The 23,537-nt window shown below is 35.2% G+C and carries 24 protein-coding genes; 18 read left to right on the plus strand and 6 right to left on the minus strand.

Annotated features, from left to right (window positions below; genetic code table 11):
* Nucleotides 1–2 precede the first annotated feature (2 nt).
* Both nadB and pyk read left to right on the plus strand, forming a co-directional pair.
* Nucleotides 3–1,583: an L-aspartate oxidase gene (nadB, locus tag G581_RS0102715; protein ID WP_239639016.1), complete on the plus strand. Its 1,581-nt coding sequence runs from the start codon at nucleotides 3–5 to the stop codon at nucleotides 1,581–1,583.
* Nucleotides 1,570–3,015, plus strand: coding sequence for a pyruvate kinase (gene pyk, locus G581_RS0102720; protein WP_028844502.1), 1,446 nt, complete (start codon nucleotides 1,570–1,572; stop codon nucleotides 3,013–3,015). Before nadB ends, pyk begins: the two co-directional genes overlap by 14 nt.
* Here the strand turns inward: pyk and G581_RS0102725 are convergent.
* Nucleotides 3,010–3,918, minus strand: coding sequence for a selenium metabolism-associated LysR family transcriptional regulator (locus G581_RS0102725; RefSeq protein ID WP_028844503.1), 909 nt, complete (start codon nucleotides 3,916–3,918; stop codon nucleotides 3,010–3,012). The genes pyk and G581_RS0102725 overlap by 6 nt on opposite strands.
* Nucleotides 3,919–4,124: 206 nt before the next feature.
* On the opposite strand from G581_RS0102725, the gene G581_RS0102735 reads away from it, so the two are divergent.
* The gene (locus G581_RS0102735) at nucleotides 4,125–4,307 is read left to right on the plus strand and encodes an FmdB family zinc ribbon protein (protein ID WP_028844504.1); all 183 of its coding nucleotides are present in this window, start codon (nucleotides 4,125–4,127) and stop codon (nucleotides 4,305–4,307) included.
* 189 nt (nucleotides 4,308–4,496) lie between these two features.
* Here the strand turns inward: G581_RS0102735 and G581_RS0102740 are convergent, their stop codons facing one another.
* Nucleotides 4,497–4,745: a hypothetical protein gene (locus tag G581_RS0102740; protein WP_028844505.1), complete on the minus strand. Its 249-nt coding sequence runs from the start codon at nucleotides 4,743–4,745 to the stop codon at nucleotides 4,497–4,499.
* Nucleotides 4,746–4,860: 115 nt separating this feature from the next.
* Here G581_RS0102740 and aspS point away from each other — a divergent pair, with 115 nt between their 5' ends.
* From aspS to G581_RS10375, 4 genes are read left to right on the plus strand one after another with little or no spacing between them, the layout of a single operon-like run.
* A complete protein-coding gene (gene aspS / locus G581_RS0102745) occupies nucleotides 4,861–6,645 on the plus strand; it encodes an aspartate--tRNA ligase (protein WP_028844506.1) in 1,785 nt (594 codons plus the stop codon).
* Nucleotides 6,646–6,663: 18 nt separating this feature from the next.
* Entirely contained in the window at nucleotides 6,664–6,960 is a 297-nt protein-coding gene (locus tag G581_RS10370) for a hypothetical protein (protein ID WP_038064694.1), read from the plus strand.
* Nucleotides 6,950–7,786 carry an HDOD domain-containing protein gene (locus G581_RS0102755; protein ID WP_028844507.1) on the plus strand — a complete coding sequence of 279 codons (837 nt, stop codon included), beginning with the start codon at nucleotides 6,950–6,952 and terminating at the stop codon, nucleotides 7,784–7,786. The genes G581_RS10370 and G581_RS0102755 overlap by 11 nt, the downstream gene beginning before the upstream one ends.
* A complete protein-coding gene (locus G581_RS10375) occupies nucleotides 7,779–8,708 on the plus strand; it encodes a diguanylate cyclase (protein WP_051178747.1) in 930 nt (309 codons plus the stop codon). The genes G581_RS0102755 and G581_RS10375 overlap by 8 nt, the downstream gene beginning before the upstream one ends.
* Here the strand turns inward: G581_RS10375 and G581_RS0102765 are convergent.
* The 4 genes from G581_RS0102765 to aroC are packed head-to-tail and all read right to left on the minus strand — an operon-like array spanning nucleotide 8,705 to nucleotide 12,255.
* Nucleotides 8,705–8,980 (minus strand): cell division protein ZapA, encoded by a 276-nt coding sequence (locus tag G581_RS0102765; RefSeq protein WP_038064698.1) that lies wholly within the window; start codon nucleotides 8,978–8,980, stop codon nucleotides 8,705–8,707. The genes G581_RS10375 and G581_RS0102765 overlap by 4 nt on opposite strands.
* Entirely contained in the window at nucleotides 8,973–9,179 is a 207-nt protein-coding gene (zapB, locus tag G581_RS0102770) for a cell division protein ZapB (protein ID WP_028844509.1), read from the minus strand. Before zapB ends, G581_RS0102765 begins: the two co-directional genes overlap by 8 nt.
* Complete coding sequence (locus tag G581_RS0102775; RefSeq protein WP_169368355.1) at nucleotides 9,176–11,056, minus strand: lytic transglycosylase domain-containing protein; 1,881 nt, start codon at nucleotides 11,054–11,056, stop codon at nucleotides 9,176–9,178. Before G581_RS0102775 ends, zapB begins: the two co-directional genes overlap by 4 nt.
* Nucleotides 11,057–11,085: 29 nt before the next feature.
* Nucleotides 11,086–12,255, minus strand: a complete 1,170-nt coding sequence (aroC, locus tag G581_RS0102780) for a chorismate synthase (RefSeq protein WP_028844511.1) — start codon at nucleotides 12,253–12,255, stop codon at nucleotides 11,086–11,088.
* A gap of 109 nt (nucleotides 12,256–12,364) precedes the next feature.
* Here aroC and G581_RS0102785 point away from each other — a divergent pair, with 109 nt between their 5' ends.
* From G581_RS0102785 to tuf, 11 genes are all read left to right on the plus strand, one after another.
* Complete coding sequence (locus G581_RS0102785) at nucleotides 12,365–13,585, plus strand: aspartate kinase (protein WP_028844512.1); 1,221 nt, start codon at nucleotides 12,365–12,367, stop codon at nucleotides 13,583–13,585.
* Nucleotides 13,585–14,769 carry a bifunctional glutamate N-acetyltransferase/amino-acid acetyltransferase ArgJ gene (argJ, locus tag G581_RS0102790; RefSeq protein WP_028844513.1) on the plus strand — a complete coding sequence of 395 codons (1,185 nt, stop codon included), beginning with the start codon at nucleotides 13,585–13,587 and terminating at the stop codon, nucleotides 14,767–14,769. The genes G581_RS0102785 and argJ overlap by 1 nt, the downstream gene beginning before the upstream one ends.
* Before the next feature lie 75 nt (nucleotides 14,770–14,844).
* Nucleotides 14,845–15,147, plus strand: a complete 303-nt coding sequence (locus tag G581_RS0102795) for an ATP-dependent Clp protease adaptor ClpS (protein ID WP_028844514.1) — start codon at nucleotides 14,845–14,847, stop codon at nucleotides 15,145–15,147.
* Nucleotides 15,140–17,362: an ATP-dependent Clp protease ATP-binding subunit ClpA gene (gene clpA / locus G581_RS0102800; RefSeq protein WP_028844515.1), complete on the plus strand. Its 2,223-nt coding sequence runs from the start codon at nucleotides 15,140–15,142 to the stop codon at nucleotides 17,360–17,362. The genes G581_RS0102795 and clpA overlap by 8 nt, the downstream gene beginning before the upstream one ends.
* On the plus strand, nucleotides 17,340–18,101 hold the full coding sequence (aat, locus tag G581_RS0102805) for a leucyl/phenylalanyl-tRNA--protein transferase (RefSeq protein ID WP_028844516.1): 762 nt from the start codon (nucleotides 17,340–17,342) through the stop codon (nucleotides 18,099–18,101). The genes clpA and aat overlap by 23 nt, the downstream gene beginning before the upstream one ends.
* A complete protein-coding gene (locus G581_RS10380; RefSeq protein ID WP_051178748.1) occupies nucleotides 18,082–18,756 on the plus strand; it encodes an HAD family hydrolase in 675 nt (224 codons plus the stop codon). The genes aat and G581_RS10380 overlap by 20 nt, the downstream gene beginning before the upstream one ends.
* Before the next feature lie 52 nt (nucleotides 18,757–18,808).
* On the plus strand, nucleotides 18,809–19,105 hold the full coding sequence (locus G581_RS0102815) for a peptide chain release factor family protein (RefSeq protein WP_239639017.1): 297 nt from the start codon (nucleotides 18,809–18,811) through the stop codon (nucleotides 19,103–19,105).
* Nucleotides 19,106–19,340: 235 nt separating this feature from the next.
* On the plus strand, nucleotides 19,341–19,712 hold the full coding sequence (gene rpsL / locus G581_RS0102820) for a 30S ribosomal protein S12 (protein WP_028844518.1): 372 nt from the start codon (nucleotides 19,341–19,343) through the stop codon (nucleotides 19,710–19,712).
* A gap of 13 nt (nucleotides 19,713–19,725) precedes the next feature.
* Nucleotides 19,726–20,196, plus strand: a complete 471-nt coding sequence (gene rpsG / locus G581_RS0102825) for a 30S ribosomal protein S7 (protein ID WP_028844519.1) — start codon at nucleotides 19,726–19,728, stop codon at nucleotides 20,194–20,196.
* A gap of 13 nt (nucleotides 20,197–20,209) precedes the next feature.
* Nucleotides 20,210–22,294 (plus strand): elongation factor G, encoded by a 2,085-nt coding sequence (fusA, locus tag G581_RS0102830; RefSeq protein ID WP_028844520.1) that lies wholly within the window; start codon nucleotides 20,210–20,212, stop codon nucleotides 22,292–22,294.
* Nucleotides 22,295–22,335: 41 nt separating this feature from the next.
* A complete protein-coding gene (gene tuf, locus G581_RS0102835) occupies nucleotides 22,336–23,535 on the plus strand; it encodes an elongation factor Tu (protein ID WP_028844112.1) in 1,200 nt (399 codons plus the stop codon).
* Nucleotides 23,536–23,537 lie beyond the last annotated feature (2 nt).

The raw sequence follows: 23,537 nt of genomic DNA on the forward strand, positions 1-23,537 counted from the left end.
TTTTGCACATCTCAGAGACAATTCATACTGACTATCTCATTATTGGAAGCGGTGTTGCAGGATTAAGAGCATCAATTGAGCTTTGCAGTAAAGGAAATGTGCTTGTAGCGACAAAGGATTTACCAACTGAAAGTTCTACTGAATATGCACAGGGGGGTGTAGCAGTTGCTTTAAGTGATGAAGATGAAATAGGCATACATTTTGAAGACACAATCAAGGCAGGAGATGGACTCTGTAATGAAGAAGCTGTAAAAATCCTTGTAAGCGAAGGACCTGAAAGAATAATAGAACTTATTAACTGGGGAGCTGAATTTGACAAGGAAGGTCTAAAGCTTTCATTTACTCTTGAAGCAGCACATTCAAGAAAAAGAATTCTTCATGCTCATGGAGATTCCACTGGCAGGGAAATAGAGAGAGTTTTGATTAAAAAAGTTTCTACAATGAGAAAGATAAAAAAAGCTTCTTTTGCAATGGCAGTTGATTTGATAGTTGAAGAGGGAAGATGCATTGGAGCATTACTTTTAAGAGGTAAAGAAATTATCAAATGTTTTTCAAAAGCAACAATACTGGCCACAGGTGGTGCTGGACAGGTTTATTCAAGAACAACAAATCCAAGAGTAATAACTGGTGATGGTATGGCAATGGCCTTTAGGGCTGGTGGATATCTTAAAGATATGGAATTTGTTCAATTTCATCCAACAGCTCTTTATGCTCCAGGTATTCCAGCATTTCTTTTAAGTGAGGCAATGAGAGGTGAAGGAGCAATTCTCAGAAATATAAATGGTGAGACATTTATGAAAAATTATCATCCTCTTGGAGAGCTTGCTCCCAGAGATGTTGTTTCAAGAGCGATAGTATCTGAAATGATTAAAACACAATCAACTCATGTTTATCTTGATTTGACTCATCTTGATGAACATTTTTTAAAACAGAGATTCCCTACAATATATTCAACCTGTTTGAAATTCAATTTTGATATAACAAAACAGTGGATTCCTGTTTCGCCAGCAGCTCATTTTATTATGGGAGGAGTAGAAACAGATACAGATGGAAGAACAAATATTGAAGGATTATTTGCAGCAGGCGAAGTAGCATGCACAGGAGTTCATGGAGGAAATAGACTTGCAAGCAATAGTTTACTTGAGGGGCTTGTATATGGATATAGAGCTGCTCATGGAGCAATTAATTATGTTGAGGACAAACAACCGCCATCTTTAAATGATAAAGAAGTGATATCAGGAGAGATTCTTTATATGGATTCAGATGAAATAATGAATGTTAGGAAAGAATTGAGACAGACAATGTGGGAAAGAGTAGGTGTTATACGATGTGGAGAATCTCTAAGTATGGCTAAAAACAGAATAACTCCTGTTTATGATAAACTTTCAAAAGTAATTTTTCTTGATCCACTGGCACTGGAGCTGAAAAATATGATTACAGTAGATTTATTAATCACAGAATCGGCATTAGCCAGAAAAAATAGCGTGGGAGCACATTACAGAACTGATTATAAAGAAAAATTCCCTGGATGGGAAAAACATTTAAAGATTAGAAAGAGAGACAGATATATTGAAATCTTTTAATTTTAGACAAAATAAGAGAAAAGCAAAGATTGTCTGTACAATAGGCCCCGCGTCAGAAAGCAGAGAAATAATCCATCAGATGATAGAAAGCGGGATGGATGTTGCAAGGCTTAATTTTTCTCATGGTAATTATGAATGGTTTGAAAAGATGGTAAAAATAATCCGTGAAGAAGCTAGAATCCTGCATAAATCAGTTTCAATTTTACAGGATCTTCAGGGTGTCAAAATCAGAATAAGTGATGTTGAAGATGACGAAATCCAGTTATACGAAGGAGAAATAATTGACATTTTTCCTGGTAATAAACTTACAACTGCTAACAAAATATTTATTTCTTATATGCCTCTATTGGAAGATGTAGAACCAGGAGAGGATATTTTAATAGATGATGGACTTTTGAAAATTAAGATAATAGATAAACTTCAGAATAGATTAAAAGGAAAAGTCATTGAAGGAGGTATTCTCAAATCAAGAAAGGGTGTCAATCTTCCATTTACAAGAACCTCCATAAGTTCTTTTACTGAAAAAGACAAATCAGATCTCAATTTTGGAATTAAACTTGATGTTGACTACGTTGCAGTTTCATTTGTGAGATCTGCTTATGATATTGAGTTAATAAAAAAATGGGCACAGGAAAAGAATATTACTCTGCCACATTTGATTGCCAAGATCGAAAAAAGAGAAGCGCTTAAAAATATTCATGAAATTCTTAATACTACAGATGGAATTATGGTTGCAAGGGGAGATCTTGGAGTTGAATTGCCTCCTGAGGAAGTTCCTTATTATCAGAAAATGCTTATAGATGTTGCCAATCAAAGCAAAAAGATTGTTATCACAGCAACTCAGATGCTTGAATCAATGAGAGAACATTCAAGACCAACAAGAGCAGAGGCAAGTGATGTTGCCAATGCTGTGCTTGATGGGACAGATGCTCTAATGCTTTCAGCAGAGACAGCCAGCGGAAAATATCCTGTAGAGTCAATTATAACTATGGATTCAATTATAAGTTTTACAGAACAAAAACTTGCAGATAAAATTAACACTATTTTTAAAGTAAGTAAATATTTCCCTGAAGCAATAGCTTCTGGAGCAGTTAGAGTAGCACAGGACATAGAGGCAAAAGCAATTGTGGTTTTCACACATTCAGGATTTTCAGCATTACTTATTTCCAAACTGAGACCTTTAATGCCGATAGTAGCTTTTACCCCAGAAGAAAAGGTCTACAGAAGACTTCCTCTTTTATGGGCTGTTGTTCCAAAACATATACCTAAAAAAATTGATATGATAGATAACTTATTTCTCAAAGAAACTGAAGCAGAACTAAAAGATTTAAGTCTTGTAAAAGATGGTGATGCTGTTGTATTTGTAGCCAGCTCACCCTTTTTGGGCAATAAAAATGTGATTAGACTTCATAGAGTTGGAGATCCTTTATAAAAGCAGATCTGAGTAAGGATAGTTTTTAAGATATGCTATAAATTCTTCAACAGCTGGAGAAAGAATTGTGTTTTTAGGTAAAACAATATAAAAATCTCGGGTTATTTTCCCCTCTTTTAGTTTAAGCACTCTCAAATTTCCACATGATATTTCTTTGCGAATAGCCCATTTGGACACTATGGATAATCCAGTACCTCTTTCGACTGCTTCTTTTATGGAACCAGTACTTCCAAGAATCAATGATATATGAAGATCAGAAACGCTGAGCCCATTTTCTGCAAGAAATTTTTCAATTATAACCCTTGTGCTGGAACCTTCTTCTCTTATTACAAAAGGCTCTTTTATCACATCATAAATTGATACAGATTTCTGATGAGTTAGAGGATGTTCTGAAGAGCATATTACACACAATTCGTCAGAAATTATTGATTCAATAGAAAATTTGTTTTTCCCTGGCATTTCCGATATAATTCCAAAATCTATCATGCTTGAATTAAGCATTTCTAGAATTTTTCTTGCATTCCCGATTGAAATACTCACTCTTATTTTTGGATGTCTTTTTTTGAAATCCACTGCAACTGCTGGAAGTATATAATTGCCAACTGTTGTACCTGCTCCTATTTTTACACAACCTTTTATTAAGCCTGTTATTTTACTTATTTCTTTTGCGGCTTCAGCATAGAGAGTTAAAATTTGTTTTGCATATTTGTAAAGTATTTCACCTGCTGGAGTGAGATTTATACTGCCTGATGATCTATCAAATAGTTTGGTTTCATATAATTCTTCAAGAGCCTGAATTTGTAAACTGACAGCAGGCTGAGTAAGATGGATAATTTCTGAAGTCTTGGAAAAACTTTTAGTCTCAGCGACTGTGCAAAAAACCTTTAATTTGTGGTCTTCCATAAACAATTAATTTTACCATAAAAATTTTTAATATGCAACTAAAATTGTACCCTAAGGATTTGACAATTAAAATATCTTTTTATTAGGTTTATATAAACGGGGGAGGGGGATGCTAGTGATGATAAAAAAGGTTCTTTTGAGCAGATCGAAAAAAAATATGGGAAAAGTCATAAAAACTTATATTTCTTCAATGTGGGAGGTGATTTATGCCTTTATATGAGTACAGATGTAAAAATTGTAATACAACTTTTCAGCTACTTAAGTCGATAAACAGAAGGGATGATATGGAAAGGTGTCCTAAATGTGGAAGTATTGAGACTGAACGAATTATTTCTCAATTTATGAGCAATATTAAATCATGTAGTTCACATAATTATTCAGGTGGTTGAAGAATTAGATAAAACGGTAGGTTACCGTTAAACATGATATGATAAAATTGTTTTTTTGAATATACAAATCAAAAATAAGGAAGATTAATTGCACCAATTTTAGGCAAATAAAAAATTTTTCTGTTTTTATCAAGACTTTGTAATAAGATTAACATAGTTTTTAACAAAATTTGTTTAAAACATGAAAGGTTATGAAATTTTAAGGAATTTTTCTCTGATAATTTCTCTGAGTTCTTCATCAGAAAGATCTGGTTCAGATAAAAAAAGTTCAATTAATCTTACAGAATTATTGGAAAGACAGTTTGGGCATATAGTATTAAGATGAATGGTGAAGCAGTCCATACAAAAAAAGGCTAATTTCAATGGAATAATGCACTTCCCAAATTTTTGTCTGATTGTGCATTTTTCTTCTATTTCAAATATTTTAGTTTTTTCCATCTGAAAATATTATATCAATTTTTACTGGTAATTTATGTCTATGGTTTAAAATTTTTAACATTAATATCTGTTCTGGTATAATAAAAATTTAGTAAATCTGCAAGCTGGAGGATAAATGCTTCGGGATAAATATTGTGCTGAGGTTAAAGAAGATGAAATTGGTAAAGAACTCAGGCTCTGTGGGTGGGTTTTTCGTAGAAGAGACCACGGAGGATTAATATTTATTGATTTGCGTGATAGAACAGGTATTGTTCAGATTGTTTTCAACCCTGAGTTTTCAATTGAAACCCACGAGAAAGCTCACAATTTAAGAAGTGAATATGTGATAGCAGTAAAAGGTATTCTTCGCAGAAGACCTGAAGGAACCGAAAATCCGGAATTGATGACTGGCAATGTAGAATTGTGGGCGCAGGAACTTGAAATACTAAGCAATTCAAAAGTTTTACCGTTTCAACTTGCTGAAGCTGAAGAAACAAGTGAGCTTTTGAGGTTGAAATATCGTTATCTTGATCTACGCAAAGCTGAAATGCAACGAAACTTTTTTATAAGGCATAGATTAACCATGACAGTTAGAAATTTTCTTGACAGTAAAGGTTTTATTGAAATAGAAACACCTATGCTTACTAAATCCACTCCTGAAGGGGCAAGAGATTTCCTTGTTCCAAGCAGGCTTAATCCGGGCACTTTTTATGCTCTGCCTCAATCCCCTCAGCTTTTTAAACAGATTCTTATGATGTCAGGCTTTGATAAATATTTCCAGATTGTCCGATGTTTTAGAGATGAAGATTTAAGGGCAGACCGTCAACCAGAGTTTACACAGATTGATATGGAAATGTCTTTTGTAGAAATTAAAGATATTATTGAAATTACAGAAGAGATGTTAGCGGAAAACTTTAAAAATATACTTGGAGTTGAAGTTCTCCGACCATTTAAACAGCTTACTTACGATGAGGCGATGAACAGATATGGCTCGGATAAACCAGATCTGAGATTTGGACTTGAAATTCATGATGTAAGTCAGATAGTACAACACTCTTCCTTTAAGGTATTTCTTGATACACTTGAAAGAGGTGGAGTTGTGAAAGCAATTAGAGGGCAAGGGCTGGCAATACTTTCACGAAGTGAGATAGATAAATTAACCGAGAAAGTTCAATCATTTGGTGCAAAAGGACTTGCATGGATAAAGCTTAAAAATGGCTTTGAATCGCCTATTGTAAAGTTCTTCCCAGAGCAGATTCTTAAAGAACTGGCTGAAAAGATAGGTGCGCAACAGGGCGATATGTTACTGTTTATTGCTGATAAAAAATCCATAACCAATGAAGTTATGGGCAGGCTCAGGCTTGAAATTGCTGAGATGTCTCGGATAAAGAGAGAAGGATTTGCATTTGCATGGATATTAGATTTTCCTTTATTTGAGTGGAATGAAGATGAGAGACGATTTGTAAGTATGCATCATCCATTTACATCTCCAGAGGATAAACAGATTGAACAACTTCTCAATGTTTCAGATGAAGCCTTTAAAGATCCTCAGAGTACATTGAAAGATATAAAAGCAAAGGCATATGATATTGTGCTTAATGGTTATGAGCTCGGTGGCGGAAGTATTAGAATTCACAGGGCAGATATTCAAGATCGGATATTTAGAGTTCTTGGCATTCCAGAGGAAGAAGTAAAGAGAAGATTTGGTTTTTTTGTTGAAGCTCTTCAATATGGAGCACCTCCTCATGGTGGAATAGCTCTAGGATTAGACAGACTTGTTATGATTATGACAGGTGCAGATTCTTTAAGAGATGTTATAGCCTTCCCAAAAACTCAAAGAGCTTTTTGCCCTATCAGTGAAGCACCTACCAACGTTGATTTAAAACAGTTAAGAGAGTTACATATAAAAATTGATGTTTAGTGTATAATTTTATAAATCATGATAAAAATTCCAATTGATAAAGCAAAACCCGGAATCAAGATTGTCAAAGATATTGTAAATGAATCAGGTATGATTGTTGTTCCTGCTGGTAAAGAGCTTACAGAATCTTTAATAGATAAGCTTTCGATGATGAATATAGATTTTATATATGTTGAGGGGAAGAAAGAACTACCGCCTAAGGATGAAGTTCTTAATGAGATAGAGAAAAGATTTAAGAAAATAAATGATGAACCTACATTATTGATTAAAAGAGCATTAGAAGCACATATTGAGGATTTGTATAATGAACGTTAAGGAAGTAATAGCACGAGTTGAAAGAATTGAAAGTCTGCCAACAATTCCACCCATTTTAAAAAAGATTTTATCAATTATTGAAGACCCTAATGTATCGCTGAATAAAATAACAGAGTTTGTTTCAACAGATCCAACGCTCACTGCAAGAATTCTTAAAATGGTTAACTCCCCTGTTTATGGTTTTCCAGGAAGAATTTCCTCCATAAGTCATGCGATGGTAATACTTGGATTGAATGCTGTAAAGGGACTTCTTTTAGGGGTGTCAGTTTTTGAAATAATGCAAAAAAACATGATAGGACTGTGGGAACATTCTCTTTCTACAGCTATATTTGCACGGATTATTGCAACCAAAAAAGAGCTTCAGTCTCCTGAGGAGATCTCTATTGCCGGACTACTGCATGATATAGGTAAGGTTATATTTATAATTGCATTCAAAGATGAATACTTAAAATTACTTGAATCTGCACGGATAAAGAAACAATATATATATGAAGTTGAGAGAGATTACTTTGGAATCACTCATGCAGAAATCGGAGGGATTATAGCTCAAAAATGGCATTTTCCTTCAAAGTTAATTGAACCAATAATGTATCATCATAGACCGCAGGTTAGTGAGAAATTCAAATTAGAAACTGCAATAGTTCATTTATCCAATACCCTTGCAATTGCAAGGGGAATCGGTTACTCAGGAGAAATTTTTGTTCCTTCCGTTCATGTCTATACATGGGAATTATTAAACTTCAGAGAAGAAGAAATTGTAGAGATATTTAAAGAAGCCGAAGAGCCATTATATGCCACAGGAGAGAATTTTCTCTCTGATGAATAAAAAAATTATTGTTATTGTAGTAAATGAAAAGATTAAACAAATTATAAAAAAAGATCTTTCTAAATATCCATGTGAATTATATTTTTTTGAGAATACTAACGAAGCTCTACAACTGATATACGATGCTATACCTGATTTAGTCCTTGTAGAAGCAATCAATTATCCTTTATTTGATGTTTCTATGTTAAATGATCTAAAAAGTGATCCTATATTCTTATCAATGAATGTTGTTGCAATAGTTTCTTCAGATTTTTATATAGAAAACTGGCGTAACTTTTTAGTAGATGATTATATCAGGGTTAATACTTTAGAACTGGATTTACCTATGAGAATTAGTATATGTTTTGAAAGAGCTGAACGAATTATTGCAACCAATCCCCTAACAAAGCTGCCCGGTAATCTTGCTATTCAGAAAGAACTTCAGAAACGACTTGATAGAGGAGATGTTTTTGCTCTTGCATATGCAGATCTGGATAATTTTAAACCTTTTAATGATAAATATGGATTTTCAAGAGGTGATGAAGTAATAAAGATGCTCGGAAGATTGATTTTTAATATTGTCAGAGCAGACCAGCCATCTGGAAGTTTTATAGGACACATAGGAGGTGATGATTTTGTCTATATGATGATCCCTGAAAAAATTGAGAAAACAACTGAAAAAATAATAAATTTTTTTAATAATCTCATTCTGAACTTTTACGATGCGGAAGACATAAAAAAAGGTTATATAGAATCAATCAATAGAGAGGGTAAAACACAGATTTTTCCAATTATGACTGTTTCTGTTGGGATAACGTCGAATCAATACAGAATTTTTAACCATTTCAGTGAGATGGCTGAGGTTGCCTCCACAATGAAATCAGTGGCGAAAAAACAGAAAGATAAAAGATACGCCATTGATAGAAGAAGGGATATTCGTTAATCAAGAAGCAAAAGTAATTCGTTTGTTTTTTCTTCAAGTTTTTTTAGCTCATGTTTTGTGATTTCACACTCTTTTTTTGTTTCATAAAGTTCATCAGCTATATAAAAACAGGTAAGAATGGCTGCCCTCAAAGGAGGTATCGCAGAGTTTTGTTCATAAACTTTTCTTAATTTTTCATCAACATAGGCAGCCAGTTTCTGTATTTCTTCAGGAGTTCGTTCTCCTTTTATAGTATATTTCTGACCGAGTATATAAACTTCAGTTTTATGCATTTGTCTCCATATCGAGTTCTTTCAGAAGTTCTTCTATCTGTTTTTTAACTGCATCTCGTTCAGATAACAAATTTTCAATTTCCTGATTTTTTGTTTTTACAACCTCTTCTAATGTATTTACTTTTTTCTGCAACTCTTCTTTTTCCTGTTTTAGCATTTTGATTCTTTCAACGGCTGACATAATTTTTTCTTCAATCATGGATTTCCTCCTCTTATTTTTATTATTTTTGAAATATGTTCCTGTGTTAATTTTTTGTTAGTCCTGAGATATTCAAAATATGAAGTAAGAACTCTTTGTACATAGGCTTTTGTTTCGGCATAAGGGATGTCTTCAAGTAGTTCATCCATATCAGTATAAGAATTATTTTTAATCCATGATAATACAGCTTTTTCTCCAGCATTATATGCTGCAACAGCTAGTGCTATATTTTGAAAGTCTTCAATTAGATTTTTTAAATAAAAACTTCCAATTAATATATTTGTTTCTGGTTCAAGTATTTCATGGTCTTCTTTAAGCAGTATTCCTAATTTTTTACCTTCTCTTTTAGCTGTATAAGGCATTAATTGCATTAATCCCAGTGCTCCAGCAGGAGATAGAACCTGTCTATTAAATTTCGACTCTTCTCTCATAACAGCAAGAATAAGGTAAGGGTTAATATTAAAATTTCTAGAAGCTTTTAAAACAATATCCATGTAGGGTTCAGGATATAAAAGATCGTGATAGTTGAATCTGCCAGGAATTTTTGATATGAGTCGTATGGAAGTTGGATAATCACCAGCATCATAAACAATTTTGCTGAATAAAGGAATATTTTCGATATTTCTATTATTTTTTAATGAACTTTTTATCTCTTTTAGCACTTCTTCTTTAAATCCTGTCTGCATAAGTATATCGACTCTTTTGGGAAGTTTTAGTTTGTAATTGATTGATGATACAGGTTCAGGAATATATGAAATCTTACCTTTCATATACAGTAAGTATGAGTAAATATCTCCAGGGCGAAATGAAACAGAGTAATGTTTAGTTGTCACAACCCCCTTTAATTCATTAATTCTTTCAAGCCAGTAAAGATATTTAAGTTTGCTATATGAGGAATATAATTCTTGAAAAATCTTTTTTGCTTCTTCATATTCTTGCTGGAGGTAGTAGTTCCAGCCTAAAGACCACAGCCCATTTTCCCTTGCAGAGTTATATCTGTTAACCACCATTTTCAATATTTTTATTGCTTCATCAGGCTCACCAGTTCTTCTTTTAATATTTGCATAGTTTATAAGAATTTCTGATATTCTCTGGTCTCCAGTTTTTATATAATCTGGCAATTCTGTTTCAAATGTTTCATAGTCTTTTGCTCTTAAAAGAGCTCTTGCCCTCCAGTAATAGTCTTTACACTCTTTGAAAATTTCTGCAGCCTCAGAATATCTTTTTTGCATAAAAAGAGAATAACCCAGTATTGATAGAATTTCTGTTTTTTGAGAATTATCGGTATCAACTAGAGCCATTTTTATATATTTTTCAGCTTTTTTAAATAAATACGCATTGTTTAATGCTTTAGATTTTTTTATTAAATCATTTATTGTTATATCTTTTTTAGACAATTCTTTTTCTGCCTTATCAGCAAAAGATGTAGCGGTTATAAAAATATCTTTAAATATTATTTTTGCTTTTTCAATTTCTCCTTTTTCTTTGAGATGTTGAGCATACTCAAACTTAGTTTTAACTTCTTCAGGATATTCATTAATGAATGATTCATAGATTTCATCAACTTCAGGTAAATTAAGTTTTTTTGCTATCTCAATTTCTTCCTTAGCAGCTTCCTTAATAATCGGTGATGATGGATAGTTTTTCTTCAGTTCATTCAGGTCTTGTAAAGCTTTTTCATATTTATTCATTCCAGTGTAAGCCCTAGCACGCCAGAATAAAATATAATCTCCAATTTCCTGAAACTCTAGAAGTGCTTTTGTAAAATATTCTTCAGCGTTTGAAAAATCTTCTGATTTCAGTGATTGTTTGCCTTCAATTAGATAGTCTATTGATGAAAATTGAGAAAAACTATCACATGGAAGCAAAATAAACAATGATAGTATAATTAACAAGCCCGCGATTTTCATATTTTTTCTATCTGTTTTTTAAATGAATTAAAATTACTATTTATTTCCTGCAAGCTATCACCGCCAAATTTTTCTAAAAAAGCATCTGCAATATGCCATGCTAAAACAGCTTCACCGATCACGCTTGCAGCAGGTACAGCACATATATCAGAACGTTCATAAGAAGCCTCAGAGGCTTCTTTTGTAAAAACATCCACAGATTTAAGAGGTTTTCTCAGTGTAGGTATAGGCTTCATTGTGGCTCTTATAACCACAGGCATCCCATTTGACATTCCTCCTTCAATTCCGCCCATATGATTGGATATTCTGTAAAAAAATTTATCGAAAAAAATTTCATCCATAGCCTCTGAACCATATTTTTTACCGAGTATCACTCCATCACCAATTTCAACTGCCTTTATTGCCTGAATGCTCATAATTCCCATAGCAATGCGTGCATCAAGTTTTCTGTCCCAGTGAACATAACTTCCAAGCCCTGCTGGAAGACCTGTAGCAAACACTATAAAAGATCCTCCAACACTATCACCGGTTTTTATCGCATGGTCAATAGTATTTATGAAGTCTTCTTCTATTTGCTTCCAGGGACATCTGATCCGAGATGATTCAGCTTTATCAGAGAATTCTAGGAGTTCCTGTTCGCTTAAATAGGCTGTTTCGATATCTTTCTTTACAGAACCGATGTTAATTACAAAACTTCCAATTTTTATGTTGAAATGTTTTAAAAGCTGTTTCGCAACTGCTCCGATAGCAACTCTCATTGCTGTTTCTCTTGCAGATGAACGTTCAAGCACATTACGGATATCAGTATGTTGATATTTAAGCAATCCTGGTAAATCTGCATGACCTGGCCTTGGGCGTGTAACCGCTTCACTGCAGCCTTCTGATGATGATTCAGAGTTCATTGTCTGTTCCCAGTTTTTCCAGTCACGATTTTTAATAAAAAGTGCAATTGGACTGCCAAGTGTTTTGCCCCATCTTACTCCAGATATAATCTCAACTTCATCAGACTCTATTTTCATTCTTCCACCTCTACCATAGCCCCGTTGCCTTCGCTTTAGTTCTTTATCAATATCTTCCTTTGAAATACTCACACCTGCAGGCATCCCTTCGATTATGCCTGCAAGTGCCTTACCATGAGACTCACCTGCAGTAAGAAATCTAAGCATAGGCATATTTTAAAAAATATGAGCGTATTTTTTCATCTTTTACTGTAATTGTAAAAATTATTGAATTTTTTACATAATAGAAAAACTCAATTTTTAAGCTGGAGGGCAGATAATGCTTATTGTACAAAAATATGGTGGTACCTCAGTATCCAATATTGAAAGAATAAAAGCAGTTGCAGAAAGAGTATCAAACACTGTAAAAGCGGGTAATAAAGTAGTAGTTGTTGTATCTGCCATGGCAGGAGAGACAGATAAATTGATAGGACTTGCCCATCAGATATGCCCTGACCCTCCAGAAAGGGAAATGGATTTACTTCTTTCATCTGGAGAAAGGGTTACTGCTTCTCTTACTACAATGGCTTTACATCAACTGGGTCATAAAGCAATTGCACTAACAGGAAGACAGATGGGGATAATCACAGATACAGTGCATACAAAGGCAAAGATAGAAAAAATTATTGCAACAAGGGCAGTTAAAGCTCTTGAACAGGATTATATTGTTGTGGTGGCTGGATTTCAAGGAGTTACAGAAGATGAAGATGTAACCACTCTTGGAAGAGGGGGTTCAGATCTCACAGCAGTTGCAATAGCTGCAGCTTTAGGAGCTGATTTATGCGAAATTTACACTGATGTGGATGGTGTTTACACGGCAGATCCCAATATTGTTCCTGAGGCAAAGAAACTTGATAAAATTTCCTATGAAGAGATGCTTGAACTTGCTTCATTGGGAGCGAAGGTCTTACAAACTCGTTCTGTAGAGTTTGCAATGAAATACAGTGTTCCAGTAGTTGTTCGCTCAAGCTTTAATGATAATCCTGGAACATTGGTTACAAAGGAGGATAAAGAGATGGAAAAAGTTGTAGTTTCAGGCATAGCTCACGATAAAAATCAGGCTAAGATTACAATTCTTAAAGTGCCAGACAGACCTGGAATAGCAGCAAAACTTTTCAAAACAATTGCAGATACGAATATTGTTGTTGATATGATTGTGCAAAACATAAGCAGTGATGGAAAGGCAACTGATATATCATTTACGGTCCCAAAAACTGATGCAAGAAAAGCTCTTGAAATTACTGAAAAACTCTCAAAGGAACTTGGAGCAGAGGGAGTACTTCTTAATGAAGATATTGCAAAGATATCCATTGTAGGAGTTGGTATGAGAACTCACTCTGGAGTCGCTGCTCAGATGTTTGAGGTTCTGGCAAATCATGGTATAAATATTATGGCAATCAGCACCTCTGAGATAAAAATTTCCTGTCTTATAGATTCAAAATATACAGAGCTGGCAGTCAGAGTTCTTCATGATATCTTTAAATTAGGTGAACAATAATGGAACTTCCATCCCCGAAAGGATTTCTCTATTCTGTAGCAAGGGCCAATATTAAATATCCTGATCGTTATGATATGGCATTAATTTATTCTAAAAAGCCTGCTCAGGCTGCTGGTGTTTTTACAACAAACCAGATTAAAGCAGCACCTGTAAAAATATGTATAAAAAGAATAAAAAGTGGCATTGCTCAGGCATTGATTTTAAATAGTGGAAATGCCAATGCATGCACAGGTCAAAAGGGCATTGAAGATGCAATGCTTATTACAGAAAAGGTGGCAGAAAAAATTAATACTAATAAAGAATATGTTTTTCCGTTATCAACAGGTGTGATTGGCTTGTCAATGCCTATGGACAGAATTTTGCCCGCACTTGATGAACTTGTCAGTAACATCGGAAAAGTGAATCCATCTGATGTTGCCAGTGCTATTATGACAACTGATACCTTTCCAAAATTAACATTCAGACAGATTGAAGCAGACCATAAAATAGTTACAATTCTGGGAATCTGTAAAGGTGCTGGAATGATCTGTCCAAATATGGCAACAATGCTGTGCACCATTCTTACAGATGCCAGTATTGAATCAGAGTTGATAAAAGAGTCTCTGCAAGATGCTGTGCGGGACAGCTTTAACTCAATTACTGTTGATGGAGATATGTCAACAAATGATACTGTATTAATGCTTGCAAATGGAGAAGCAGGTTCTAAAAAAATAGTTAAAAATTCTTCTGTATGGAAACTGTTTAGACGATCTCTCAATGAATTATGCCTTGACCTTGCTCAGATGATAGTTAAAGATGCGGAAGGTGGAACTAAATTTGTAACTATAACTGTTACCGGTGCTAGAACTTCTTCTGATGCAAAAAGAGTTGCGAAGTCTGTGGCAAATTCTTTACTTGTCAAGACAGCACTTTATGGAGGAGATCCTAACTGGGGAAGAATTATTGCCGCAGCTGGATACTCAGACGTTCCTGTAAAAGAAGAGAAAATTGAAATTTTCATAAATGGAATCTGCCTTTTTGAAAAAGGGCTACCCACTATGAAGGAAGAAGAACTTAAAAGTGCTATCAAACAAAGAGAGATTGATATTTTAATAAATCTTAATGTTGGTAAAAGCTCAGCAAAAGTTTTTACAAATGACCTCTCTGAAGAGTATGTGCGAATAAACTCAGCTTACCGAACATAATTATCACACTTGAAAATATAGCAAAACTTTATTCAATCATTGAGCTGATTTTAATATTTTAGGTATTATAAAAAGATGGATGAAAAAATTTTCTCTGAAGAAAAGGAAGAAGTCTTATTTGATAGCCCTGAGTTGTATAGAGTGTATCTTTTAAATGACGATTACACAACAATGGATTTTGTTGTTTATGTTTTGATGACAATTTTTGATAAACCAAAAATAGAAGCAACATCCATTATGCTTCATGTGCACAGAAACGGACGAGGTCTTGCTGGAGTTTATTTAAAGGAGATTGCTGAAACAAAGGCAGCACAAGTAGAAAGCCTGGCAAGAGCTCATGGATTTCCATTAAAATGTGCGATACAAGAAGATGATTAACAAAGATTTGCAGATTATTATAACAGCTACAGTGGAAGATGCCATTGAGAGAGGGCATCAATATCTTACAGTAGAGCATCTTGTATATGCCATACTTCATGACGACTATGGTGTGGAGATAATAAAAAGCTGTGGAGGAGATCCCGAACAGATAAAGAGAAATCTTGAAAGGTTTCTTGAAGAGCAAATTCCAAAGAAGAAAGGGAAAGGACAGGCTCATCCCACTATCAGTTTTCAAAGGGTGATGGAAAGAACTTTAAATCATGTTGGAAGTGCAGAGAAAAAAGAGGCTGATGCAGGAGATTTTCTTGCTTCGATCTTTCTTGAAGAAGACACATATGCTGTAAGTCTTTTTAAATCATACGGTATAACAAGGATTGATATCCTCAACTATATTTCTCATGGAATTCCAAAAACTGGCTATGAAGAAACTGTTAATAAGGAAGAAAAAAAGGCTGATCCACTTAAACTTTTCACAGTAGAGCTTACAGAAAAAGCAAAAAAGGGCGAAATTGATTCAATCATTGGAAGACAGAATGAGCTTGACAGAGTGATACAAGTTTTAAGCAGAAGAAGGAAAAACAATGTAATACTTGTAGGAGAACCAGGAGTTGGAAAAACAGCAATTGTGGAAGGACTGGCTTTAAAGATTGCAAAGGGTGAAGTTCCATCGCATCTTAAGAATTTCAAAATATTTGCTCTTGACATGGGAGCCCTTCTTGCAGGCACAAAATACAGAGGTGATTTTGAGGCAAGAATGAAGGCATTAATAAACTCACTTTATAAAATTAAAGATTGCATACTTTTTATTGATGAAATTCACACTATTGTTGGAGCTGGCTCTGCAAGTGGAAGTACTGTTGATGCATCAAATCTTCTTAAGCCTTTATTAATCGAGGGGAAAATTCGATGTATTGGTGCTACAACCTATGAAGAATACCGAAATTATGTTGAAAAAGATAGAGCTTTATCCCGCAGATTTCAGAAAATTGATGTAGTTGAGCCCACTGAAGAGGAAACATTTGAAATTCTTAAAGGTCTTAAATCTTACTATGAAGAATATCATGGAGTTAATTATACTCAGGAAGCTCTAAAAACTGCGGTAAATCTCTCAGCAAAATATATTATTGAAAGATTTTTACCTGACAAAGCAATAGATATCATTGATGAAGCTGGTGCTATTGTAAGACTTTATCAGAGTGAAAATCCTGTTGTTGATGAAAAAATTATCGAGAAAACAATAGCAAAAATAGCAAGAATTCCGTCCCAGGAAATAACCTTAAATGAATCTGAGAGATTAAAGACTCTGGCGTCAGATTTAAAATCTGTAATCTTTGGGCAAGATGAAGCTGTGGAGGCTGTCAGTAGAGTGATCAAGCTTGCAAAGGCTGGACTAAAAGAACCTCAGAGACCAATAGGGAGTTTTCTTTTTACTGGTCCGACAGGAGTTGGAAAAACAGAGCTTGCAAAACAGCTTGCCCAAAAATTGGGTATTGCTTTTTTGAGATTTGATATGAGCGAATATATGGAAAAGCATTCTGTAGCAAAACTTATAGGCGCGCCACCTGGTTATATCGGATTTGAACAGGGAGGACTTCTCACAGAACAGATAAGAAAAAATCCACATTGTGTGCTTTTACTTGATGAGATTGAAAAGGCTCATGAAGAAATATTTAATGTACTGCTTCAGGTTATGGATTATGGAACCCTTACGGACAACACAGGGAGGAAAGCTGATATGAGAAATGTGATACTTATCATGACATCTAATATCGGTGCAAGAGAAATGGAAAAACCTACAGTTGGATTTGGTGATCGCAGTAAAGATCAGATTGGAAAAGCAGAAGAATCAGTACAGAGACTTTTTAGCCCTGAATTTCGTAATAGACTGGATGCTGTTGTAAGATTTAATCCATTACCCGAGGAAATTGTGCTTAAAATAGTTGATAAATTTATAAAAGAACTCAATGAACAGCTTATGGCAAAAAATATAACAGTTGAAATCACAGAAAAAATGAGGAGATGGCTGGCCAAAAAAGGATTTGATCCAAAATTTGGAGCAAGACCTCTTCAAAGAATTATTCAAAAAGAAATTAAATCTCCTCTTGTTGAAGAAATTCTCTTTGGTAAACTCTCAAACGGTGGTAGAGTTATAGCAGATGTTTTTGATGATTCTGTCAACTTTGAAATAGATGACAGTATTTTTGCTTCGTGAAACTATAGAATTCCCTCCTGCTGATCTTGCTGAGTCTGATGGCTTGCTCGCCATTGGAGGAGATCTCAGTGTTGAAAGATTAATTCTTGCTTATAGATCAGGAATATTTCCATGGTATAATCATGAACCAATACTGTGGTGGTCACCCTCTCTGAGACCTGTAATATTTCCGAGACTTTTCAGTATGTCAAGGAGTCTTTATCAGACTTTGAAAAAAGAGATTTACAGAGTGAGCTTTGATAGAGACTTTTATAGTGTAATTAAAGGTTGTGCTGCTGCTCCAAGAAAAGATTCTTCAGGAACATGGATTACAACAGAGATGATGGAGGCTTATAGTGTACTTCATAATCTTGGATTTGCTCATTCAGTTGAAATATGGTTTAATGATAAAATTATTGGTGGACTTTATGGAGTGGCTATTGGTAATGCATTTTTTGGAGAGTCAATGTTCACATTAATGAAGGATGCTTCGAAAGTTGCACTTGCCTGCCTTGTTAAGTTTCTTATTGAACAGGATTTTTATTTCATAGACTGTCAGATTACAAATCCTCATCTTTTAAAAATGGGTGCAGTTGAACTTCCTCGCTCAGTTTTTTTAAAAATATTAGATGAGGCATTAAAAAGGAGCTTAATACTTGGAAAATGGTCAGGCTTTGAATGCTCTACGAAAGAGGTAGCCTCTTTTCTTAAAAAGAAACTAATACCGAGGAGATTAAAGAATGAAGATAATACTTTTTGATATAGATGGTACTTTGATAAGTGCTGGTGGTGCAGGTACAAGAGCCTTAAACAAAGCCTTTGAACAGATTCTTGGAATTAAGGATGCATTTAAGAATTTTGAGATGGCAGGTAAAACAGATGTTCAGATAATTAAGGAAGGGCTTATAGCTTCAGGAGTCAAACTTTCTAATGTTTTAGTTAGTGAGTTAATTGAAAGCTATCTTGAAAATTTAAGCATAGAGATAAATAATAACTCAAAACATCTGAAGCCAGGTGTGAAAGAGTTTATAGAGCTTATTTATCACGAATTGAAATATCCCATGGGACTTCTTACTGGTAACCTTGAAAAAGGAGCCAGAATTAAACTTGAACCATTTGGATTGAATACATTTTTCCCATTTGGAGCATTTGGAAGTGATCATGAGGATAGAAATTATCTTTTACCTGTAGCAATTGAGAGATTTTCAAGAACATTCAACTATAATATTGATTTCCAACAGTGCATTGTTGTCGGCGATACTCCGAGAGATGTAGCCTGTGCAAAACCTTATGGTGCTACAGTAATAGCAGTGGCTACGGGTCCTTACAGTGTGGAAAAACTAAAAACAACAGGTGCAGATGTCGTAGTTGAAAACCTGTCGGAAATCAGCAAAATTCTAACACTACTTTCCTGAGATGGGGAAATTTCCAGTAACTGAGAAGAAAGAAAAGGAGCTTTTAGCTGAAATGGAAAAATTCGGTATCAAAGAATCTGAACTGGAAGAAAAATTTATCAGATGCTCAGGACATGGAGGCCAGAGGTTGAATAAAACATCAACAGGTGTTTACCTCAAGCATTTGCCAACTGGAGTGGAAGTGAAATGCACAAAGGAGAGATTTCAGGGATTAAATCGTTTTTTTGCTAGAAGAATGCTTGTAGAGAAAATAAAAGAATCTATGGGAATTCCTACGAGAAAACAGAAAGAAATTGAAAAGATAAGGAAAAAGAAAAGAAAAAAATCAGTAAATTCCAATTCTTCATAATAATAACTTAAATTAATATTTGCATTTTTATTACTAGATTGGTTAGATTATTTCTTGTAAATATTCAATAATTGCAGATTAAAAAAGAAGTATAGTAAATATTCTGCAACGGCAAGTTAGAATAATATCTAATTGCTTGACATAGTTTTAATTTTTTGATAAACTAAAAAGTCTTGTCTAGAAATGTTAAACTTTTGTTACGTTAAAGTAACTATAATTTTTATGAGGTGAAAAGGTGCCGACGATTTCACAATTAGTAAAAAAAGGCAGGGAGAAAGTTGAAAAGAAAACTAAATCACCTGCTTTACAATCATGTCCTCAGAGAAGGGGTGTATGTGTGAGAGTATATACAACGACTCCTAAAAAACCTAACTCTGCTTTGAGGAAAGTAGCAAAAGTAAGGTTGACAAATGGAGTTGAGGTGATAGCTTATATACCAGGAGAAGGCCATAATTTGCAAGAACATTCAATAGTTCTTGTAAGAGGAGGCAGGGTGAAGGATTTGCCAGGTGTTAGATATCATATTGTCAGGGGAACACTGGACTGTGCAGGTGTTAATAACAGGAGAAAGAGTCGTTCAAAATACGGCACTAAAAGACCAAAATAAGTAGGAGTATAAGATGCCACGAAGAGGTTATGTTCCAAAAAGAGAAGTTTTACCTGATCCAAAATATCAGAGTAAGCTTGTATCAAAATTAATAAATGTTATTATGGAAGACGGTGAAAAGGCTATTAGTGAAAAAATATGTTATGGTGCTTTTGAAATAATTAAAGAAAAAACAGGGAATGATCCTCTGAAAGTTTTTAAGCAAGCAATTGAAAATATCAAACCAATTCTCGAAGTAAGGCCTAGAAGGGTTGGAGGAGCAACATATCAGGTCCCCATGGAGGTGAGGCCTAATAGAAGATTGAGTCTTGCTTTAAGATGGCTTACCACATATGCAAGGCAGCGTAAAGAAAAAACTATGAAAGAAAGACTTGCAGGTGAAATTTTAGATGCCTACAATAATGTAGGTTCTTCAATAAAAAAGAGAGAAGAAACCCACAAAATGGCAGAAGCCAATAGAGCATTTGCTCATTACAGGTGGTAATTTAGAGGAGTATATGGAAAGATTCCCATTGGAAAAAACTAGAAATATTGGTATTATGGCACATATTGATGCTGGTAAGACAACCACTACAGAAAGAATTCTGTATTATACTGGCGTAACATACAAAATTGGAGAAGTCCATGACGGAGCTGCTGTAATGGACTGGATGCCTCAGGAGCAGGAGCGTGGAATAACAATAACCTCAGCATCTACAACCTGCATGTGGAAAGACCATAAAATAAACATAATAGATACACCTGGTCATGTTGACTTTACTATCGAAGTTGAAAGGTCTCTTAGAGTGCTTGATGGTGCTATTGCTGTTTTTGATGCATCAGCTGGCGTTGAGCCTCAGAGCGAAACAGTGTGGAGACAGGCTGATAAGTATAGAGTTCCCAGGGTTGCTTTTATGAATAAAATGGATAAACTGGGTGCAGATTTCTTTATGGCAGTCGATAGTATGGTAGAAAAGCTTGGTGCAAATCCAGTTGCTGTTCAAATTCCAATAGGAACAGAAGAAAAATTCAGAGGTCCTATAGATCTTGTTGAAATGAAGGCTTACTACTTTGATGATGAGACACTAGGAGCAAAATTTGTAGAAGATGAGATTCCTGCAGAGTATATTGAAGAAGCCAAAAAATATAGAGATAAAATGATAGAGACTTTATGTGATGTAGATGATAGAATCATGGAAAAATATCTTTCAGGCCAGGAGATATCTGCTCAGGAGATAAGGGATGCTATTAGAAAAGGTACAATAGAATTGAAGATTACTCCTGTACTTTGTGGTTCTTCTTTTAAAAATAAGGGCGTTCAGATACTTCTTGATGCTATTGTTTATTATCTGCCTTCTCCTCTTGATGTTCCTCCTGTTAAAGGATTGAATCCACTTGATGGTACTGAAATAGAAAGAAAGCCTTCTTTAGATGAACCATTGACAGCATTGGCATTCAAGATTATGGCTGATCCATATATGGGAAGTCTTACTTATGTGAGAGTTTATTCTGGAGTTTTAGCATCAGGAAGTTATGTATATAATTCAACTCGAAATACAAAAGAGAGAGTTGCCAGAATTTTCAGAATGCATTCAAATCGTAGAGAAGAGATAAAAGAAATATGTGCGGGTGATATTGGTGCTATTGTTGGATTAAAGAGCACCCTTACAGGAGATACTCTTTGTGATGAGAGTAATCCAATAGTACTTGAATCTATAGAATTTCCTGAACCTGTTATTTCTGTTGCTATAGAGCCTAAAACAAAGGCAGATCAGGAAAAGTTATCACTTTCTTTGCAAAAAATATCTCAGGAAGACCCATCTTTCAGAGTTAGTTTCAATGAAGAAACAGGACAGACAATAATCTCTGGCATGGGGGAATTACATCTCGAAATTATTGTTGATAGACTTACAAGAGAGTTTAAAGTTGGAGCCAATGTGGGTAAACCACAGGTTGCATATAAAGAGACAATTAAATTACCTGCCAAATCAGAAGGTAAGTTTATAAGGCAGACAGGTGGACGTGGTCAATATGGACATGTCTGGCTTGACGTAGAACCGATGGAGCGAGGCAAGGGATTTGAGTTTGTAAATAAAATCGTTGGTGGGACAATTCCCAGAGAATACATACCGGCTATTGAGAAAGGTGTTATAGAGGCAATGGAAGGAGGAGTTCTTGCTGGTTATCCTGTTGTTGATGTCAGAGTAACACTTTTTGATGGTTCGTATCATGAAGTTGATTCTTCAGAAATGGCTTTTAAAATTGCAGCGTCAATGGCATTTAAGGATGCATGTAAAAAAGCTGATATTGTTTTGTTAGAACCAATTATGGATGTGGAAGTTGTGGTCCCTGAAGATTATATGGGAGAAGTAATAGGAGATTTAAATTCAAGACGTGGCAAAATCCAGTCTATGGAAAAACGAGGGAAAGCGCAGGTAATAAGAGCAATGGTTCCACTTGCAGAAATGTTTGGATATGCCACTGATTTGAGGTCGAAAACTCAGGGCAGGGGAACATACACAATGCAGTTTTCACATTATGATGAAGTTCCTAAAAATCTTACAGAGCAAATAATTGCCAAGATAAAGGGTAATAATAAATAGTGTTTAACGAGATTGAAAAGATTTAATAAGGAGGGAAGGAAATGGGAAAGGCAAAATTTGAGAGGAAGAAGCCGCATGTAAATGTAGGTACGATAGGGCATATTGATCATGGCAAGACGACATTGACGGCAGCGATAACGAAGTATCTGGATTTAAAAGGCATGGCGCACTTTAAGAGTTATGACCAGATAGATAATGCACCTGAGGAGAAGGCGAGGGGAATAACGATAAGCACATCGCATGTAGAGTATGAGACAGACAAGAGGCATTATGCGCATGTAGACTGTCCTGGGCATGCAGACTACATAAAGAACATGATAACAGGTGCAGCGCAGATGGATGGAGCGATACTTGTAGTAGCGGCGAATGATGGACCGATGCCGCAGACGAGGGAGCACATTTTATTAGCGAGGCAGGTAGGGGTACCATACATAGTAGTATTTATGAACAAGACAGACATGGTAGATGATCCTGAGTTACTGGATTTAGTGGAGTTAGAAGTAAGGGAGCTATTGAGCAAGTATGGATTTCCAGGGGATGAGATACCGATAATAAGGGGGAGTGCATTAAAGGCATTGGAAAGTAGCAGCAAAGATCCCAATGCAGAGGAATACAAAGCAATACAAGAGTTACTGGATGCATTAGACAGCTATATACCAGAGCCACAGAGGCCAGTAGACAAGCCATTTTTAATGCCGATAGAAGATGTATTTACGATATCAGGAAGAGGGACAGTAGTAACAGGCAGAGTAGACAGAGGGATAATCAAAGTAGGAGATGAAGTAGAGATAGTAGGGTTAAGGGAGACGAGGAAGACAGTAGCGACAGGGTTAGAAATGTTTCGAAAGATACTGGATGAAGGAAGGGCAGGAGACAACATAGGGGTACTGTTGAGAGGGATAGGCAAGGAAGAAGTAGAGAGGGGCATGGTGTTAGCGAAGCCTGGAAGCATTACGCCGCATACTAAGTTCAAGGCAGAAGTGTATGTATTGACGAAAGAAGAAGGAGGGAGGCACACGCCATTTTTCAATGGATACAGGCCTCAGTTTTATTTCAGGACGACAGATGTAACAGGAGTGATAAAGTTACCAGAGGGAGTAGAGATGGTGATGCCAGGGGACAATGTGAATCTAACAGCTGAGTTAATAGCGCCGATAGCGATGGAAGAGGGATTGAGGTTTGCGATAAGAGAAGGTGGAAGAACAGTAGGTGCAGGTGTGGTTACAGAGGTGCTGGAGTAAAA

Source organism: Thermodesulfovibrio thiophilus DSM 17215, assembly GCF_000423865.1.
In the GTDB taxonomy this organism is placed as follows: Bacteria; Nitrospirota; Thermodesulfovibrionia; order Thermodesulfovibrionales; family Thermodesulfovibrionaceae; genus Thermodesulfovibrio; species Thermodesulfovibrio thiophilus.

What these genes read in the sequence shown, in the direction of transcription:
- G581_RS0102725 (WP_028844503.1), bottom strand. Translation starts at nt 3,918, where the DNA reads ATGGAAGACCACAAATTAAAGGTTTTTTGCACAGTCGCTGAGACTAAA.
- G581_RS0102735 (WP_028844504.1), top strand. Translation starts at nt 4,125, where the DNA reads ATGCCTTTATATGAGTACAGATGTAAAAATTGTAATACAACTTTTCAG.
- G581_RS0102740 (WP_028844505.1), bottom strand. Translation starts at nt 4,745, where the DNA reads ATGGAAAAAACTAAAATATTTGAAATAGAAGAAAAATGCACAATCAGA.
- aspS (WP_028844506.1), top strand. Translation starts at nt 4,861, where the DNA reads ATGCTTCGGGATAAATATTGTGCTGAGGTTAAAGAAGATGAAATTGGT.
- G581_RS10370 (WP_038064694.1), top strand. Translation starts at nt 6,664, where the DNA reads ATGATAAAAATTCCAATTGATAAAGCAAAACCCGGAATCAAGATTGTC.
- G581_RS0102755 (WP_028844507.1), top strand. Translation starts at nt 6,950, where the DNA reads ATGAACGTTAAGGAAGTAATAGCACGAGTTGAAAGAATTGAAAGTCTG.
- G581_RS10375 (WP_051178747.1), top strand. Translation starts at nt 7,779, where the DNA reads ATGAATAAAAAAATTATTGTTATTGTAGTAAATGAAAAGATTAAACAA.
- G581_RS0102765 (WP_038064698.1), bottom strand. Translation starts at nt 8,980, where the DNA reads ATGCATAAAACTGAAGTTTATATACTCGGTCAGAAATATACTATAAAA.
- zapB (WP_028844509.1), bottom strand. Translation starts at nt 9,179, where the DNA reads ATGATTGAAGAAAAAATTATGTCAGCCGTTGAAAGAATCAAAATGCTA.
- aroC (WP_028844511.1), bottom strand. Translation starts at nt 12,255, where the DNA reads ATGCTTAGATTTCTTACTGCAGGTGAGTCTCATGGTAAGGCACTTGCA.
- argJ (WP_028844513.1), top strand. Translation starts at nt 13,585, where the DNA reads ATGGAACTTCCATCCCCGAAAGGATTTCTCTATTCTGTAGCAAGGGCC.
- G581_RS0102795 (WP_028844514.1), top strand. Translation starts at nt 14,845, where the DNA reads ATGGATGAAAAAATTTTCTCTGAAGAAAAGGAAGAAGTCTTATTTGAT.
- clpA (WP_028844515.1), top strand. Translation starts at nt 15,140, where the DNA reads ATGATTAACAAAGATTTGCAGATTATTATAACAGCTACAGTGGAAGAT.
- aat (WP_028844516.1), top strand. Translation starts at nt 17,340, where the DNA reads ATGACAGTATTTTTGCTTCGTGAAACTATAGAATTCCCTCCTGCTGAT.
- G581_RS10380 (WP_051178748.1), top strand. Translation starts at nt 18,082, where the DNA reads ATGAAGATAATACTTTTTGATATAGATGGTACTTTGATAAGTGCTGGT.
- G581_RS0102815 (WP_239639017.1), top strand. Translation starts at nt 18,809, where the DNA reads ATGGAAAAATTCGGTATCAAAGAATCTGAACTGGAAGAAAAATTTATC.
- rpsG (WP_028844519.1), top strand. Translation starts at nt 19,726, where the DNA reads ATGCCACGAAGAGGTTATGTTCCAAAAAGAGAAGTTTTACCTGATCCA.
- fusA (WP_028844520.1), top strand. Translation starts at nt 20,210, where the DNA reads ATGGAAAGATTCCCATTGGAAAAAACTAGAAATATTGGTATTATGGCA.
- tuf (WP_028844112.1), top strand. Translation starts at nt 22,336, where the DNA reads ATGGGAAAGGCAAAATTTGAGAGGAAGAAGCCGCATGTAAATGTAGGT.